General features: G+C 66.7%; 21 protein-coding genes. 9 read left to right on the forward strand and 12 right to left on the reverse strand.

Going from position 1 to position 13,620, the window contains the following annotated elements; translation table 11 throughout:
• On the forward strand, nt 1-564 hold a 564-nt coding region (locus B2X67_RS10880), incomplete at its 5' end, for an OB-fold nucleic acid binding domain-containing protein (protein WP_286785502.1).
• 78 nt (nt 565-642) lie between these two features.
• Here B2X67_RS10880 and B2X67_RS10885 read toward each other — a convergent pair.
• Together B2X67_RS10885 and B2X67_RS10890 are read right to left on the reverse strand one after the other, a co-directional pair.
• Nucleotides 643-765: a hypothetical protein gene (locus B2X67_RS10885; protein WP_255964468.1), complete on the reverse strand. Its 123-nt coding sequence runs from the start codon at nt 763-765 to the stop codon at nt 643-645.
• An 86-nt stretch (nt 766-851) separates the two neighbouring features.
• Nucleotides 852-1,736: an EamA family transporter gene (locus B2X67_RS10890; RefSeq protein ID WP_286785503.1), complete on the reverse strand. Its 885-nt coding sequence runs from the start codon at nt 1,734-1,736 to the stop codon at nt 852-854.
• 207 nt (nt 1,737-1,943) lie between these two features.
• Here B2X67_RS10890 and B2X67_RS10895 point away from each other — a divergent pair, with 207 nt between their 5' ends.
• The 4 genes from B2X67_RS10895 (at nt 1,944) to B2X67_RS10910 (ending at nt 3,617) form a co-directional block, all read left to right on the forward strand.
• Nucleotides 1,944-2,645 (forward strand): YebC/PmpR family DNA-binding transcriptional regulator, encoded by a 702-nt coding sequence (locus tag B2X67_RS10895; RefSeq protein WP_090230071.1) that lies wholly within the window; start codon nt 1,944-1,946, stop codon nt 2,643-2,645.
• A gap of 13 nt (nt 2,646-2,658) precedes the next feature.
• Nucleotides 2,659-2,991 carry a YajD family HNH nuclease gene (locus tag B2X67_RS10900; protein ID WP_273228773.1) on the forward strand — a complete coding sequence of 111 codons (333 nt, stop codon included), beginning with the start codon at nt 2,659-2,661 and terminating at the stop codon, nt 2,989-2,991.
• Between the two features lie 53 nt (nt 2,992-3,044).
• Nucleotides 3,045-3,260, forward strand: coding sequence for a DUF3820 family protein (locus tag B2X67_RS10905; protein WP_090230076.1), 216 nt, complete (start codon nt 3,045-3,047; stop codon nt 3,258-3,260).
• Between the two features lie 93 nt (nt 3,261-3,353).
• Nucleotides 3,354-3,617: a hypothetical protein gene (locus B2X67_RS10910; RefSeq protein WP_273228775.1), complete on the forward strand. Its 264-nt coding sequence runs from the start codon at nt 3,354-3,356 to the stop codon at nt 3,615-3,617.
• Here the strand turns inward: B2X67_RS10910 and B2X67_RS10915 are convergent, their stop codons facing one another.
• A complete protein-coding gene (locus tag B2X67_RS10915; RefSeq protein WP_273228776.1) occupies nt 3,618-3,863 on the reverse strand; it encodes a DUF2789 domain-containing protein in 246 nt (81 codons plus the stop codon). It lies immediately after the preceding gene.
• A 173-nt stretch (nt 3,864-4,036) separates the two neighbouring features.
• On the opposite strand from B2X67_RS10915, the gene B2X67_RS10920 reads away from it, so the two are divergent.
• Nucleotides 4,037-4,213, forward strand: coding sequence for a hypothetical protein (locus tag B2X67_RS10920; protein WP_090230081.1), 177 nt, complete (start codon nt 4,037-4,039; stop codon nt 4,211-4,213).
• Between the two features lie 70 nt (nt 4,214-4,283).
• Here the strand turns inward: B2X67_RS10920 and B2X67_RS10925 are convergent, their stop codons facing one another.
• The 7 genes from B2X67_RS10925 to B2X67_RS10955 form a co-directional block, all read right to left on the reverse strand.
• On the reverse strand, nt 4,284-4,583 hold the full coding sequence (locus B2X67_RS10925; protein ID WP_273228777.1) for a hypothetical protein: 300 nt from the start codon (nt 4,581-4,583) through the stop codon (nt 4,284-4,286).
• 15 nt (nt 4,584-4,598) lie between these two features.
• A complete protein-coding gene (locus B2X67_RS10930) occupies nt 4,599-4,751 on the reverse strand; it encodes a hypothetical protein (RefSeq protein WP_273228778.1) in 153 nt (50 codons plus the stop codon).
• A 98-nt stretch (nt 4,752-4,849) separates the two neighbouring features.
• Nucleotides 4,850-5,038, reverse strand: a complete 189-nt coding sequence (locus B2X67_RS10935) for a CsbD family protein (protein WP_273228779.1) — start codon at nt 5,036-5,038, stop codon at nt 4,850-4,852.
• 90 nt (nt 5,039-5,128) lie between these two features.
• Entirely contained in the window at nt 5,129-6,121 is a 993-nt protein-coding gene (locus B2X67_RS10940; protein WP_286785504.1) for a lysylphosphatidylglycerol synthase transmembrane domain-containing protein, read from the reverse strand.
• Nucleotides 6,118-6,897, reverse strand: a complete 780-nt coding sequence (locus tag B2X67_RS10945) for a polysaccharide deacetylase family protein (RefSeq protein WP_286785505.1) — start codon at nt 6,895-6,897, stop codon at nt 6,118-6,120. The genes B2X67_RS10940 and B2X67_RS10945 overlap by 4 nt, the downstream gene beginning before the upstream one ends.
• Nucleotides 6,890-8,005 (reverse strand): glycosyltransferase family 4 protein, encoded by a 1,116-nt coding sequence (locus B2X67_RS10950; RefSeq protein ID WP_286785506.1) that lies wholly within the window; start codon nt 8,003-8,005, stop codon nt 6,890-6,892. The genes B2X67_RS10945 and B2X67_RS10950 overlap by 8 nt, the downstream gene beginning before the upstream one ends.
• 225 nt (nt 8,006-8,230) lie before the next feature.
• Entirely contained in the window at nt 8,231-9,067 is an 837-nt protein-coding gene (locus B2X67_RS10955; protein WP_286785507.1) for a CvfB family protein, read from the reverse strand.
• Between the two features lie 267 nt (nt 9,068-9,334).
• On the opposite strand from B2X67_RS10955, the gene B2X67_RS10960 reads away from it, so the two are divergent.
• Nucleotides 9,335-10,054, forward strand: coding sequence for a TorF family putative porin (locus B2X67_RS10960; protein ID WP_286785508.1), 720 nt, complete (start codon nt 9,335-9,337; stop codon nt 10,052-10,054).
• A 2-nt stretch (nt 10,055-10,056) separates the two neighbouring features.
• On the opposite strand, the gene B2X67_RS10965 is transcribed toward B2X67_RS10960, so the two are convergent.
• Complete coding sequence (locus B2X67_RS10965; RefSeq protein ID WP_286785509.1) at nt 10,057-11,175, reverse strand: PQQ-dependent sugar dehydrogenase; 1,119 nt, start codon at nt 11,173-11,175, stop codon at nt 10,057-10,059.
• A 112-nt stretch (nt 11,176-11,287) separates the two neighbouring features.
• On the opposite strand from B2X67_RS10965, the gene B2X67_RS10970 reads away from it, so the two are divergent.
• Together B2X67_RS10970 and B2X67_RS10975 are read left to right on the forward strand one after the other, a co-directional pair.
• Nucleotides 11,288-12,010 (forward strand): rRNA pseudouridine synthase, encoded by a 723-nt coding sequence (locus B2X67_RS10970; RefSeq protein WP_286785510.1) that lies wholly within the window; start codon nt 11,288-11,290, stop codon nt 12,008-12,010.
• 111 nt (nt 12,011-12,121) lie between these two features.
• Nucleotides 12,122-12,646 carry a hypothetical protein gene (locus B2X67_RS10975; RefSeq protein WP_286785511.1) on the forward strand — a complete coding sequence of 175 codons (525 nt, stop codon included), beginning with the start codon at nt 12,122-12,124 and terminating at the stop codon, nt 12,644-12,646.
• Here the strand turns inward: B2X67_RS10975 and B2X67_RS10980 are convergent.
• Nucleotides 12,624-13,568, reverse strand: coding sequence for an NAD(P)/FAD-dependent oxidoreductase (locus B2X67_RS10980; protein ID WP_286785512.1), 945 nt, complete (start codon nt 13,566-13,568; stop codon nt 12,624-12,626). The genes B2X67_RS10975 and B2X67_RS10980 overlap by 23 nt on opposite strands.
• Nucleotides 13,569-13,620 lie beyond the last annotated feature (52 nt).

Genomic DNA, 13,620 nt, shown 5'->3' on the forward strand with positions numbered 1-13,620 from the left:
CGCCTGGCCGATGCCGGCGCCCTGCGCGGCCTGGCCGGCCATCGTCACCGCGCGCGCTGGGCGGTGGCCGGGGTGGAAAACCAGGCGCCGCTGTTCGCCGGTCTGCCGAGCCAGGAGGAAATCCAGGTGGCCCTGCCGCTGCCCAGCGTCGGCGAGGACCTGCATGCCGATTACGCCACCCTCGGCACCACCCTTGGCCCGCACCCGCTGTCACTGTTGCGCGGCGTGCTGCGCAACCGGCGCTGCCGCAGCTCGCGCGAACTGCCGGGCATCGAGCACGGCAAGCACATCGGCGTCGCCGGCCTGGTGATCGGTCGCCAGCGCCCGCAGACCGCCAGCGGCGTGGTCTTCGTCACCCTCGAGGACGAGTTCGGGATGGTCAACGTGGTGGTCTGGCACGACCTCGCGGAACGCCAGCGCAAGGTGCTGGTGGGGTCGCAGTTGATGCAGGTGGACGGCCGGCTGGAGTCGCAGAATGGCGTGCGCCACCTGATCGCCCGACGGCTGATCGACCTGACGCCGCTGCTCACCGGGCTCGACGTGCGCAGCCGCGACTTCCGCTGAACCGCTCGATACCCGGCCGCGCGCGAAACTCGCCCCGCAGAAACGACGAACCCGCCGGGAAACGGGCGGGTTCGCTGTTCATTCGCCGGGTTCGTCCACTTCCATGGGCTCCGGCTTTTCCGGTTCCTTGCGCGGCGGCGCCTTGGGAATGCTCGGGTCCTGAACGTCCGGGTCCGGCTCGGGTGCGTCGTCAATGTCCATGTTGCTCTCCTCGTTCGGCGTGGCCTCTACGCTTATTCGAGGCCGGAGGAGCGCCAGCGTTCGCCCCGGTCATCGGCCGGCAACGCCTAGCGGGACGCCGGGCGCAGCAGCCCCATCAGGCGCGCACCAAACACGTTGATCAGCAGGCCGAGCATCACCACCGCCGCACCGACGACCTGCACCGCGCTGAGGTGCTCGCCGAGCAGCCAAGCCGAGGAACTCAGGCCGATCACCGGCACTAGCAGCGAGAACGGCGCCACCTGCCCGGTCGGATAGCGCGACAGCAGCCGGCTCCACAGGCCGTAGCCGAGGATGGTGGCGCCGAACGCCAGGTAGACCAGCGCCAGGATCGAATCCAGGCTGATGCCGCGCAGCGCGGTCTCGATGGTCTGCGGACCTTCCAGCATCCAGGACAGCGCGAAGAACGGCAGCGGCGGGATCAGGCTGCCCCAGACCACCAGGCCGACCAGGTTCACCTTGCCGACCTTGCGCGTGACGATATTGCCCAGCGCCCACATCGACGCCGCGGCGATGGTCAGCACGAACCCGGCGAGGGTCATGCTGCGATCGCCCTCGGCGCCGATCAGGATCAGCCCGCCGGCGGCCACCACCAGACCGACCAGGTTCGCCGGCCGAATCCGCTCGCTGAGGAACAGCGCGGCGAAGAACAGCGTGAAGAACGCCTGCGATTGCAGTACCAGCGAAGCCAGCCCGGCCGGCATGCCGACGTACATCGCCGAGAACAGGAAGGCGAACTGGCCGAGGGAGATCGTCAGCCCGTAGGCCAGCAGCCAGCGCAACGGAATCTGCGGCCGCTTGATGAAGAACACCGCGGGAAAGGCCGCCAGCATGAAGCGCAAGGCGCCCAGCAGCATGGGCGGCAGGCCGTGCAGGCCGACCTTGATGACCACGAAGTTGAGGCCCCAGACGATGATGACGACGAGCGCCAGCAGCAGATCTTTCGGTGACATTTAGAACTCTTCTCAGGCAGCACGGGCAAGGCCGGCCATTAGAAACCATCCGCCACCCGGCCGACGCGATACAGTCGCCGGGCAAAACATCCATACAGCGCCGATTGTCCCTCCGCCGCCGCGACAGGTGCCGACGCGCACCGGGGCGAGCTAGAATCCGCGCCTGATAGCGGTGAACCTCCTTTTTACAGAGTTACGAGACCAGTCATGGGCGCACAGTGGAAAGCGAAACATAAGGAAGCGGCAGCCAACGCCAAGGGCCGTATCTTCGGCAAACTGGCAAAGGAAATCATGATCGCCGCGCGTAACGGCGCCGATCCGGACATGAACCCGCGCCTGCGGATGGTCGTCGAGCAGGCCAAGAAAGCCTCCATGACGCGCGAGACCCTGGAGCGCGCAATCAAGAAAGGCGCCGGGCTGCTCGGCGAAAGCGTGCATTTCGAGCGCACCACCTACGAAGGCTTCGCCCCCCACCGCGTACCGGTGATCGTCGAGTGCCTGACCGACAACGTGAACCGCACCGTGGCGGAAATCCGCGTGCTGTTCCGCAAGGGCCAACTCGGCGCCAGCGGCTCGGTGTCCTGGGACTTCGACTATCTGGGCATGATCGAAGCCGCGCCGAGCGCCGCCGATGCCGACCCTGAGCTGGCCGCCATCGAAGCCGGCGCGCAGGACTTCGAGCCCGCCGAAGACGGCGCCACGCTGTTCCTCAGCGAACCGACCGACATGGACGCCGTGTGCAAGGCGCTGCCGGAGTTCGGCTTCCAGGTGCAGTCGGCGCAGCTCGGCTACCGGCCGAAGAACCCGGTGAGCCTGTCCGGCGCCGAGCTGGAAGAAGTCGAGGCCTTCCTCGACGCGCTGGACGGCCACGATGACGTGCAGAACGTCTACGTCGGCCTGGCCGAGTGAGCCGGAGCACGCGATGAACAAGCCGCACGTCCCCTACGTCCAGCGCGAGCAGGGCTACCGCGAGAAAGCGCTGAAGATGTATCCGTGGGTCTGCGGCCGCTGCGCGCGCGAGTTCTCCGGCAAGCGGCTGAGCGAACTGACGGTCCATCACAAGGACCACAACCACGACAACAACCCGGAAGACGGCTCTAACTGGGAGTTGCTGTGCCTGTACTGCCACGACAACGAGCACTCGCGCTACACCGACAACCAGTACTTCGCCGAAGCCAAGCCCGGTGACAACGGGCCCAAGCAGACCTTCAAGGGTCTCGCCGGCCTGGCCGACCTGCTGAAGAAGCAGGACTGATCGAACGGCGCACCGCCGGCGCAAACCGGCGGTTCCTTCCTGCGAGCCCCGCGATGAAACCCGAAGACCTCCTGCTGCTGGTCACCCGCAGCATGCCCTACGGCAAGTACAAGGGCCGGCTGATCGCCGATCTACCGGGTAACTACCTGAACTGGTTCGCCCGCGAAGGCTTTCCGCCCGGCGAGATCGGCCGACTGCTGCAACTGATGCAGGAGATCGACCACAACGGCCTCTCCGGACTGCTCACCCCGCTGCGCCAGCCGCGCTGAGCAACCGATGTCCTGCGCACAGGAGCGCGCCGGGCTCAGGTATAATCGCCGCCGATTCCCGTCCTTCCCTTACCAGCGCCCCGCGGACCTGCCATGACTTCCAAGCCCAATCTCCCCCAGGACGACACGTCCACCCAAGAAGCCAAGGACAGCGTGCAGGCGCAAGGTGAGGAAATCACCGCAGCAGAAAGCCGAAAGCCGGGTTCGATCCCGGCTTTCGGTTTTCCGTTCGCGATGGCTGAGCTGGCGAAGTCGAGGAACGACAAGCCGTGGTATCAGAAGTCCAACAGCAGCAACCATGACAAGACGCCCGGTCCGGCTCCGCGGGGAACCCGCCGGGCGATGGGCAAGCGCTGATCAGCTCTTGGTTTCGTGAAGACGCGCGTTGAGCTCGTCGACCACCGGCGCCCACTCCGCATCCTCCAACAGCAGTTCCTTCAGCAAGCGTCCCTGGTTCTCCGTCCAGAACGGCGCCTCCGAGACCTTCACGTCGTCCGGCAGGGGCGCGTGCTGGCCGATGAAGGCGTCGATGGCGGCCGGATCCGATTCCAGGCCCAGTTGTTCGAACAGCGTACCGAGGTCGTGAAATCCTGGCAGTTCCATGGTGAGTCTCCAATGTGGGTGGCTGATGAAGATGAGACCCTTCGCGGCCGGGAGAGATTCAACCGCAGCGTGCTTCAGCCCTCTTATCGAACAATCGCTATTTAGTCGCCCCTAGTTTGCTCATTTTGTGTACAATGGTCGGCCGACTACGCATCGAAGAGGTTTAGAACAGCATGAGCAAGGTAACCGCCAGCAAGGCCAAGAATGCAGCCGCTGTTGAAACTCGTGAATCCATCGACGCTCAAGTCAAAGCGTTCCTCAAAGCCGGTGGCGAGATCCAGCAAGTGGCCAAAGGCGTCAGCGGTCAGGTATGGGGCTCCTCGCGCCAGATCAGCCTGGGCAAGAAGTAGGATTGCTCGCTGGGGCCTCGTTCGAGGCCCCGCCGTCACCCCCGCGTTACCCTCCTCGCTCCACCCTCCGCTACAGATCGTCCACCAACGCCTTGCCCCACTTCACGCCGGCGACACCCGCCTGTTCGATATCCACGAAGCTCTGCTCGGGATCGCGCTGAAGGTCGACGACGACGTCCGCCCCCTTGACCACTTCCACGCCCATCGCCCAGAGCGGCGGAAGCGTCGACTCGACGTATCCGGTGAGATGGACGATGACCGTATGGCCGCGGTAGCGGAACGCATGGCTATGGGCGACCGGCCTCGCTTTCGGCGAAGGGCGCAGCTCCGGTGCCTCGAAGTACAGCGTTTCGGCGCGGGGAAGCTTCATCGATACGCCCATAGGTCAGGGTGAAACCGGGTCGCTGGCCGGAAAGGAGTCTTCCAGCGCCTTATCGAGTTTCTCGTCCTTCTCGTGCTTTGGCGCTTCGGCCGGCTCGTGGGTGGATGGTTTTTTCGGATCGCTGTCGTTGATCGGCTGCGGCGTAGAGTTGTTCATCGTGCGTACCTCTTGTCTTCGGATGACGCGCCCGTTGTGAACGCCAGAAACGCGAAGGGCCATCTGCGATGGCCCTTCGTTGTGCTCGGCATGCCCGATCAGAGATTGCCGGCCTTTTTCACGGCATCTTTGGTCTTGCCGACGGCAGTCTGGGTTTCGCCTTTGGCTTCCTGCAGCTTGCCTTCGCCTTTCAGCCGGCTGTTGTCGGTCGCCTCGCCTACACCTTGCTTGACCTTGCCCACGGCTTCGTTGGTCTTGCCTTTGATCTTGTCGGTAGTGCTGCTCATATCATCACTCCACAGGTTGGTAGGTACATAAAAACTGACTGCTGCGTCAGTCGTGGAGTTCGAAGAACCTGACGACCGGCACCGCCTCCTCTAAGAGGAACGCGAACGCATCAGGCGTTCCAGCAGCGGCCTGCCGGCCAGGTGAAGGAACACCGGCGCGCCGGCGATCAGATAGAAGTAGTAGGTTACCGCGCGCCAGATCAGGATCGCGGCGCCCGCGGTCGACTTGCCCACCATCGGCGCGAGCAACGCGGCGGACGCCAGTTCGGCGCCCCCTGCTCCGCCGGGCAGCAGGCTCAGCTGACCGGCGGTGAGCGCCAGCATCTGCACCAGGAAGGTCCAGGCCCAGGGAATCGCATGGCCCAGCCCGGCGAGGGTCAGGTACAGCACGCTGTAGCGCAGCAGCCAGTGCGCGGCGGTCAGCGCGAAGACGCCTAGCAGCACCCGCGGCGGGCGTCGCAGGCTGGCGCGCAGCGCGTTGCGAAACGCCAGCAGCTTGCGCGCCAGGTGCAGCCGTCGACGCGCATCGATACCGACGCGCCCGGCGAGCCGGCCGAGGCCCCGCAGTGCGCCGTGGTGATAGCGCCCGAGCAACGCCAGCGCCAGCAGCGCGCCACCGAGCAGCGCCGCGCTGCTGCCCAGCAGCCAGCCGACATGAGCGTTGAAGGCGTGCGACAGCGCATAGGCCAGGATGCCGAGCAGCGCGCAGACGAACACCAGCAGGTCGCTCAACTGGTCCACGGTATAGATCGCCGTGCCCTGGGCCGGGCGTACGCCGCGGCGCATCAGCAGCGCCATCATGGTCAACGGGCCGCCGGCACCGCCGGGGGTGGCGCAGATGGCGAACTCGGTGGCGACCACCACGCCCAGCGCCTGGCTATGACCGATCGGGTGATCGCCAAGAAGCAGCCGCAGGCGCAGTGCATTGAGGTTCCAGCACAGCAGGATCATGCCGAACATCAGCGCCAGCGTGCCGCCCGGAAACGTCCGCAGGCGCTCGAACAGGCCGCTGCCGCCGAGCAGCAACGGCACCAGCGCCGCGCCCAGCAGCGCGCCGAGCAGCAGCCAAAGGCTGCGACTCATGCCGCCGCGCTCGTCGCTCGAAGCCGGCTTCGCAGCCAATCGATCTTGGTGGTCGGCACGCGGCCTTCGTCCATCAGCCGGCGCAGCAGGTCGAGCCAGTAGTCGCGGGAAAAGCCGTGGCGCATGTCCACCGGATGCAGGCCGAGACGCAGCAGCGGCGCCTCGCGATGCTCACGCAGCGCCCGCTCGCTGATCAGCCGCGACATGCCACGCCGCCAGGCGCTGCGCGCGCTCCAGACCAGGCCGGGCGCGTCGATTGGGGTGTGCTCGGGGAGCAGATAGAAGTGCTGCGGGTCGCTGGTATAGCTCAGCCCGCTGGCGCTCAGCGCCTCGCGGGTGCCAGGGCTCATCAGCCAGGCCGGCGCGACGAAACCGTGCAGCGGCCAGGCATTCCGCTGGAACAGCGCCATGCCCTGCTCCAGGCGCCGCTGCGCCTCGGCCCGATCCAGCGCATAGAATTCGCCTTCCCAGGTGTAGACCCGGCGCATGAACCAGTCCTTCGGGGTACGCGGCTTCGGCGCGTCGTCGCAATGGTAGAAACCGTGCAGCGCCAGCTCGTCGCCGCGCGCCAGCCGCGTGTCGAGCAGGCGGCAGAACTCCGGATGCGCATCGAGGGCATTGCGGTGGTGGAAGTCCGGCACCACCAGCCACGTAATCGGAATCGGCCCCAGCGCTGTTCGGCCGAGCGCGTCCACCGCCTCGACGAAGGGCCGGTAGTCGGGCCAGGTTTCCGGTGCCACGTCGTGCAGCACCAGCATCAGGCTGCGCTCAGCCATTGGCGGCCATCGGCAATTCAAAGGTGCCGAGTACTGCGCGGTAATGGGCGAGCAACCCGGCGACCACGGTGTCCCAGGAATACTGCGTTTCGACCAGCTGGCGCGCCCGGGCGCCGAGCAGCCGCACGTCGTCCTCGAACAGTTCGCGCACGCTGCTGGCCATCGCGACGGCGTCGTTCGGCGCACACAGCCGGCCGCCCTGCGAGGTGACGATCTCCGCCAGCGCGCCGGCGCGCACGGCCACCACGGGGATACCGCTGGCCATCGCCTCGAGCGCCACCAGGCCGAAGGTTTCCTGGTCGCCGGCATGCAGCAGCACGTCGCTGCTGGCCATCAGCCGGGCCACCTCGTCGGCCGGACGGAAGCCTTCCAGCACCGTGACGTTGTCCGGTACATGGCGCGGCATGTTCGAGCCGACCAGCAGCAGGTGATAAGGCGAGCCCAGGCGGCGCGCGGTTTCCAGCAGCACCGGCAGGTTCTTCTCGCGCGAGCCACGGCCGGCGAAGATCATCAGCCGGGTGTCCTCGGCCAGGCCCAGTTCGCGCCGCAGGTTGGCGTCACGGCGTTGCGGCCGGAAGGTCTGCAGGTCGACCCCCAACGGGCGCACGTGCACGTCTCGCACGCCGAGGCGGCTGAGCTTGTCGGCCATCACCTGGCTAGGCGCGAGAACCCGGTCGAAGCTGCGATAGAGACGCGCGACGTAGGCCTCCATGTTGGTGCCGATCCACGGGCCCAGACGGTTGCAGGCCAGCAGCGGCAGGTCCGAGTGATAGAAGCCGATCACCGGCACGTCGAGCTGGCGGCCGGCGTCCAGCGCCGCCCAGGCGGTCATGTACGGATCGCCCACTTCGATCAGGTCCGGTCCCAGCGTGCGCAGCAGGTTGCGCCAGGGCGCGCGGCGCACCGGGAAACGGTAGCCCTTGCCAAACGGCAAGGCAGGCGCAGGCACCTGGTAGATGCCATCGGCCTGCTGGTACGCGGGGCCCGGAATCAGCACGCTGTGCTGCACATCGGGATGAAGGCGCAAGCGGCGGTGCTTCGCTTCCAGGTAGGTGCGCACGCCACCGCTGGCGGGCGCGTAGAACATGGTCATATCGGCGATATGCAAGGGTCGGCTAGCTCCATTCGATTTCGCTCCACAATCAGGGGCGTGCCGCGCAAGCCAGTGCCTGAGCCGCGGTCGCCAAAAATGGACCGTTACAAAATGAAGACGTTCGACGCAGCGCTCAGCGGCGAGCGCGGACCAGCAGGCGGCGAATGGCCGGAGTGGCGGGCCGCGACGGGGGCAACAAGGTTGCTGCCCGGGCGGGCAACACTGGGGATCGAACCGCCGTCACGGCAGTTCGATGCGATCTTCCAGGATGCGGATCAGCCCCTGCTTGTAGAGGCCGCCGATGGCCTTCTTGAAGTTGCCCTTGCTCACGTTGAAGCGCCGGGTGATCTCTTCCGGCGAACTCTTGTCGCTCAGCGGCAGCACGCCGTGGTTGTCGCGCAACTGGCGCAGGATCTGCTCGGCAAGGCTTTCGGCGGCCTTCTCGCCCACCGGCTGGAGGCTCAGGCTGATCTTGCCGTCGTCGCGCAGCTCGCGGATGAAGCCCTTCTCCTGCATGCCGCTGCGCAGGAACTTGAACGCCTCGTTCTTGTGGATCAGCCCCCAGTGCTGGCCGTTGATGATCGCCTTGAAGCCCATGTCGGTGGCTTCGACGACCAGCAGGTCGACCGCCTGACCGACGGCGTAGCGCGGCGGCGTCTTGTCCAGGTAGCGGTCCAGGCGCGCGGTGGCGGTGATGCGCCGGGTCCGCTTGTCGAGGTAAACGTGCACCACGCAATAGTCGCCGACCTGCAGCGGCCGCTTTTCTTCCGAGTGTGGCAGAAGCAGGTCCTTGGGCAGGCCCCAGTCGAGGAACAGGCCGACACGGTTGATTTCCGCCACCTTGAGGCTGGCGAAACCACCCACCTGCACCTTGGGTTTCAAGGTGGTGGCGATCACCCGGTCGTCGCTGTCCAGATAGACGAAGACGTTCAGCCAGTCGCCGATCTCGGTCGGCTCGCCCTTGGGAACGTAGCGGTTGGGCAGGAGGATCTCGCCGTCCGGCCCGCCATCCAGGTAGAGCCCGAAGTCGGTGTGCTTGACCACCTGAAGAGAATTGAAACGCCCGATGAGTGCCATGTCGTGTGCCTTGATTCGCCAGGCCGCGCATTCTACCTGCAGCGCCCGCCGGCGGGCTGGAATTTCCCCCTTGAGCGGGGGATTGACGAACGGCGGTTCGCCGACGACCCCATAGCTGTTAAAAGGTTGCGCGGGGAGGTCTGGAATGCGGCTTTGCGCCGCACCAGCCGATCAGTGGACACGGAGCCTGGGCTCTTCCTGCGGTGGCTGGGCGCTGACACGAGCAGCGTGACGAGTCACTCCTTTGATTCAAGAGGAGTGCGCGACATGCGTGAATCTTTGCTTTTTCTGGCGCTGTGTCTGGGTGGGTGTGCCTCGCAGTTGCAGACCACCAACATCCAGCGCGAGGTCGGCGATTTCGACCTCAAGCTCGGCTCGGCCCCGACCCGCAGCATGGCCCAGGGCCTGGTCAAGCCGCAGACCAGCGGCCAGGTGCACGGCGGCTTCGACCTGACCCACAGCAGCGGCTGGTACCTCGGCCAATGGGCGCCGGACCTCGCCCCGGAGCAAGCCGAGCAGCTGACAATGGAAACCTACGCCGGCTTCAAGCACCCGGTGGACGATCACTTCGGCTACGAACTGGGCACCCTGCTCAACAGCTACCCGAGCGTCGGCCAGATGGACGTCGAGGAGTACTACGGCGGGCTGACGGTGTTCGGCCATCGCCTGGGCGCGTCCTTCAGCCTCGACCCCGGCCGTCAGGACCGCACCCTGCTGGCCAACTTCGACCTGCAGGAATCGCTGGGCTTCCAGGTGATCGTGAAGTACGGCAACCATGTGCTGCAATCGCCCGTGGCACTGGCCGACGGCGCCAACGTGCGCGTGTTCAACGACTGGTCGGTGAACCTGAGCCGCCCCTGGCTGGGCTTCGACCTCAACCTGTCCTACAGCGCCTCCAGCCTGAGCGACGGCGAGTGCTCGGCCTATTCCGGCTTCAACACCCGCTGCGACGGCGCCATGCGCTTCCAGGCTTCGCGCCCGCTGTAGCGTTATTCCAGGCCGACCTTCAGCAGTTGCCCGTCGGACGCATCGGTCAGCAGGTAGAGGTAGCCATCCGGCCCCTGGCGGACGTCGCGGATGCGGCTGCCGAAGTTTTCCAGCAGGCGCTCCTCGCCAACCACCTTGTCACCCTCCAGCTGCAGGCGGATCAGATAGCCGCGCAGCGCGCCGATGAACAGACTTTGCCGCCATTCGGGGAAGCGCGGGTGGTCGTAGAAGGCCATTCCGCTGATCGCCGGCGACTTCTCCCACACGTGCAGCGGCGGCTCGGTGCCTTCGACGAACTCGCCGCGGGCCTCGGGAATCGGCAGCAGGCTGTAGTTGATGCCGTGCGTCGCCAGCGGCCAGCCGTAGTTCCTGCCGGCGGCCGGGACGTTCACCTCATCGCCCCCGCGCGGACCGTGCTCGTGGGTCCAGAGGGCGCCGCTCCAGGGGTTGATCGCCGCACCCTGCTGGTTGCGATGCCCGTAGGACCAGATTTCCCCGCGCACGCCGGCCTGGCCGACGAAGGGGTTGTCGTGGGGCACGCTGCCGTCCGCGTGCAGGCGCACCAGTTTGCCCTGCAGCTTGTCGAGGTCCTGGGCGGTGGACCGCTGGTTGTTCTCGCCCAGGGCGATGAACAGGTAGCCGTCGCGATCGAACGCCAGGCGCGATCCGAAGTGCTCCCCGGTGGAGAGCTTGGGCTGCTGGCGGAAGATCACCTGGAAGTCCTCCAGGCGCGAACCGTCGCTCGCCAGGCGACCGCGCCCCACCGTCGTCCCGGCCTTGTCCTCGCCCGCCTCGGCGTAGGACAGGTAGACCAGGCGGTCCCGGGCGAAATCCGGCGACAGCGCCACGTCGAGCAAACCGCCCTGCCCGCGCGCGAAGACCTCGGGCACGCCGCCCAGCGGCGCGGACAGGCCGGCCTCGCCGAACAGCCGCAGGTTGCCGCTGCGCTCGGTGATGAGCATGTCCTTGCCGCCGGGAAGGAAGGCCAGCGCCCAGGGGTTTTCCAGCCCGCCGACCACTTCCACCACGCTCAGCTCGCCGCCTTCGGACGCCTGCGCGGCCGCCTCGGTGGCCCACAGCACGGCGCCGCACAACAACGGCAGGAGAGTTCTTGGCATCATGCGATCGGTCCTCTGGATGAAAATCCCGCGAACAGTCTGACCGCTGCGACAGGCATTCCGCGACGAATCACATAGCCGGTTACAATCCCCCACCGCCTCCAGAGCCCAGACCATGACCGAACCCGTGCGCCTCTCCAAACGCCTCGCCGAACTGCTGCCCTGCTCGCGCCGCGAGGCCGAACTCTATATCGAGGGCGGCTGGGTCAGCGTGGACGGCACCGTGGTCGAGGAACCGCAGTTCAAGGTCGATGCCCAGCGCATCGAACTGCTGCCCGGCGCCGTGGCCGCACCGATCGGCTTCGCCACCCTGCTGCTGCACAAGCCGGCGGGTTACGGCATCGGCTCGGGCGCCAACTCCGTGCAGCAACTGCTTGGCGCCGAACACCACGCCGCCGACGACACTTCCGGGCAACGCCCGGTGAAGAAGCATTTCCTCCGCCAGGAACTGCTCACACCACTGGAAACCGATGCCAGCGGGCTGGTGATCTTCAGCCAGAATCACGGCGTTGCGCGGGCGCTGAAGGAAGACGCCGCCAAGCTTGAGCAGGAATTCATCGTCGAGGTGAGCGGCACGATCATCGAGAACGGCCTGAAGCGCCTGAACCGCCCGCAAAGCTACAAGGGCCAGCCGGAAACGCCGCTGAAGGTCAGCTGGCAGAACGAAACGCGCCTGCGCTTCGCCCTCAAGGCGCCGCAACCGGGGCAGATTCGACACTTGTGCGAGGCGGTGGGCCTGCAGGTGGTGGCGATGAAACGGATCCGCATCGGTCGCGTGGCGATGGCTAAACTGCAGCCGGGGGAATGGCGCTATCTCAAGCCCGACGAGCGTTTCTGAGGCCCGTCCTGGAACCCTCGGCGCAGAGCGCCAGCGTGGCGAAACAGCGAACCGCATGACCTTCGCGCAGTCGAACCTGCGGTCAACGCAGCACATGGGGACACAAGAAGAATGAATAAATGGATTGTTCTGACCGCCTCGCTCGGCCTCGCCGGATGCAGCTCGTCGATGTGCGACAGCCCGTGGAGCCGCTCCGACTGCCAGACCGAGCGCCTGCTTTACCAGAACGACCTGCTGCAGGCGAAGATCCTGGTCGGCTCCGGCGATCTGGAGAGCCTGGAACTGGCCGAGGCGCTGCTCGATCGCGCCGCGCGCGACGACCAGACCGGCGAAACCGCGTTCTACAAGGCCGTGCTGCTGATCCGTCTCGGCCCGCAGACGGACGAAGTCCTCAAGCTGCTGGAGAAGGCCGTCGCCAAGGGCCATCCGCACGCCACCGCGCTGATGTACAAGATCTACTCCGAGCCCTACCTGATCAGCGAGGCCGACCCCGAACGAGCCGAGGAATACCGCGCCGACTACGCCAACCTGGACGTGGCGAAAAGCGGCTATCCGTCCTTCGAGCGCGCGCTGGCGCTGGTCAACGCGCTGGTCACCCCGCCGCCCGAAAGCCTCACGCCCGTCGATCCCCAGTAGCTTCGCGCCCGCAGGCCGGCCGGCTCCAGGGGTTGGCCTCGAGGCTGTTGTGGATCGCCGTCGCCGCCTGCGCCGCCTGGCCGGTCGCCGTGCTCACCTGGTGCAGTGCCGAAACCACGTCGCCGGCGGCATAGAGCCCGGGCACGCTGGTGCATTGCTGGCGGTCCACCCGCAGCGCTCCGCTCTCGTCGCAGACGGCTCCCAGCCTGATCGCCAACTCCGAGCGCACCCGTGATCCCAGCGTGGGATAGACCATGTCGAAGCACAGCTCCTCGCCCTTGCAGGTGAGCAGGATGACCTTGTCGTCCTCGATCCGCATGCGATCGACACGGTCGCCGATCATGCGAATGCCGTAGTGCCCGGCGAGCTCCAGCGCCTGCGCGCAGGCGTCGTTTTCGCCGTGGGCGATCACCGTCACCCGGTCGGTGAAGGTGCGCAGGAACACCGCGTGGCGGATGGCGCATTCCGCCTCGCCATAGACCGCCACGTCGTCGCCATCGACCTCATAGCCGTCGCAGATCGCGCAGAGGCGCACGCGCGCCGCGCGGATGGCGTCGTAGGGTTCTTCCAGCTCGGGCGGCAGCTCATCCTCGATGCCGGTGGCGAGCAGCACGCTGCGCGCCTGCAACCGGCTGCCGTCGTCCAGTTCGGCCTCGAAGTGCAGGTCGTCCCGGCGCTGCAGGCTGCGTACCTGGGTGTGCAGGGTGATGGCGCCATAGCCATCGACCTGCTGGCGGAGAAGGGCCAGCAGGTCGATGCCGGAAATGCCGGGGGGAAAACCCGGATAGTTGTGCGACAGCGGGATCAGCTCGGCGCGGCTGGCGCCGCCGTCGACCAGCCGGATGTCGCGATGAAAGCGCGCAAGGTAGATCGCCGCGGTGAGCCCGGCAGGACCTGCGCCGATGATCAGGCAGTCGATCATGGCGCAACGCGCGATGCGCGCCCTGGCCGTGCTTCGGCCGGTTTACGTCCGC

It is taken from the genome of Pseudomonas sp. UBA3153 (assembly GCF_002364635.1).
Taxonomy (GTDB): Bacteria; Pseudomonadota; Gammaproteobacteria; order Pseudomonadales; family Pseudomonadaceae; genus Pseudomonas_O; species Pseudomonas_O kuykendallii.

Bases quoted from the DNA above. Each gene is read 5' to 3' on its own strand.
- B2X67_RS10885 (WP_255964468.1), bottom strand. From the start codon at position 765: ATGGACATTGACGACGCACCCGAGCCGGACCCGGACGTTCAGGACCCG.
- B2X67_RS10890 (WP_286785503.1), bottom strand. From the start codon at position 1,736: ATGTCACCGAAAGATCTGCTGCTGGCGCTCGTCGTCATCATCGTCTGG.
- B2X67_RS10895 (WP_090230071.1), top strand. From the start codon at position 1,944: ATGGGCGCACAGTGGAAAGCGAAACATAAGGAAGCGGCAGCCAACGCC.
- B2X67_RS10900 (WP_273228773.1), top strand. From the start codon at position 2,659: ATGAACAAGCCGCACGTCCCCTACGTCCAGCGCGAGCAGGGCTACCGC.
- B2X67_RS10905 (WP_090230076.1), top strand. From the start codon at position 3,045: ATGAAACCCGAAGACCTCCTGCTGCTGGTCACCCGCAGCATGCCCTAC.
- B2X67_RS10910 (WP_273228775.1), top strand. From the start codon at position 3,354: ATGACTTCCAAGCCCAATCTCCCCCAGGACGACACGTCCACCCAAGAA.
- B2X67_RS10915 (WP_273228776.1), bottom strand. From the start codon at position 3,863: ATGGAACTGCCAGGATTTCACGACCTCGGTACGCTGTTCGAACAACTG.
- B2X67_RS10920 (WP_090230081.1), top strand. From the start codon at position 4,037: ATGAGCAAGGTAACCGCCAGCAAGGCCAAGAATGCAGCCGCTGTTGAA.
- B2X67_RS10925 (WP_273228777.1), bottom strand. From the start codon at position 4,583: ATGAAGCTTCCCCGCGCCGAAACGCTGTACTTCGAGGCACCGGAGCTG.
- B2X67_RS10930 (WP_273228778.1), bottom strand. From the start codon at position 4,751: ATGAACAACTCTACGCCGCAGCCGATCAACGACAGCGATCCGAAAAAA.
- B2X67_RS10935 (WP_273228779.1), bottom strand. From the start codon at position 5,038: ATGAGCAGCACTACCGACAAGATCAAAGGCAAGACCAACGAAGCCGTG.
- B2X67_RS10940 (WP_286785504.1), bottom strand. From the start codon at position 6,121: ATGAGTCGCAGCCTTTGGCTGCTGCTCGGCGCGCTGCTGGGCGCGGCG.
- B2X67_RS10945 (WP_286785505.1), bottom strand. From the start codon at position 6,897: ATGGCTGAGCGCAGCCTGATGCTGGTGCTGCACGACGTGGCACCGGAA.
- B2X67_RS10955 (WP_286785507.1), bottom strand. From the start codon at position 9,067: ATGGCACTCATCGGGCGTTTCAATTCTCTTCAGGTGGTCAAGCACACC.
- B2X67_RS10960 (WP_286785508.1), top strand. From the start codon at position 9,335: ATGCGTGAATCTTTGCTTTTTCTGGCGCTGTGTCTGGGTGGGTGTGCC.
- B2X67_RS10965 (WP_286785509.1), bottom strand. From the start codon at position 11,175: ATGATGCCAAGAACTCTCCTGCCGTTGTTGTGCGGCGCCGTGCTGTGG.
- B2X67_RS10970 (WP_286785510.1), top strand. From the start codon at position 11,288: ATGACCGAACCCGTGCGCCTCTCCAAACGCCTCGCCGAACTGCTGCCC.
- B2X67_RS10975 (WP_286785511.1), top strand. From the start codon at position 12,122: ATGAATAAATGGATTGTTCTGACCGCCTCGCTCGGCCTCGCCGGATGC.
- B2X67_RS10980 (WP_286785512.1), bottom strand. From the start codon at position 13,568: ATGATCGACTGCCTGATCATCGGCGCAGGTCCTGCCGGGCTCACCGCG.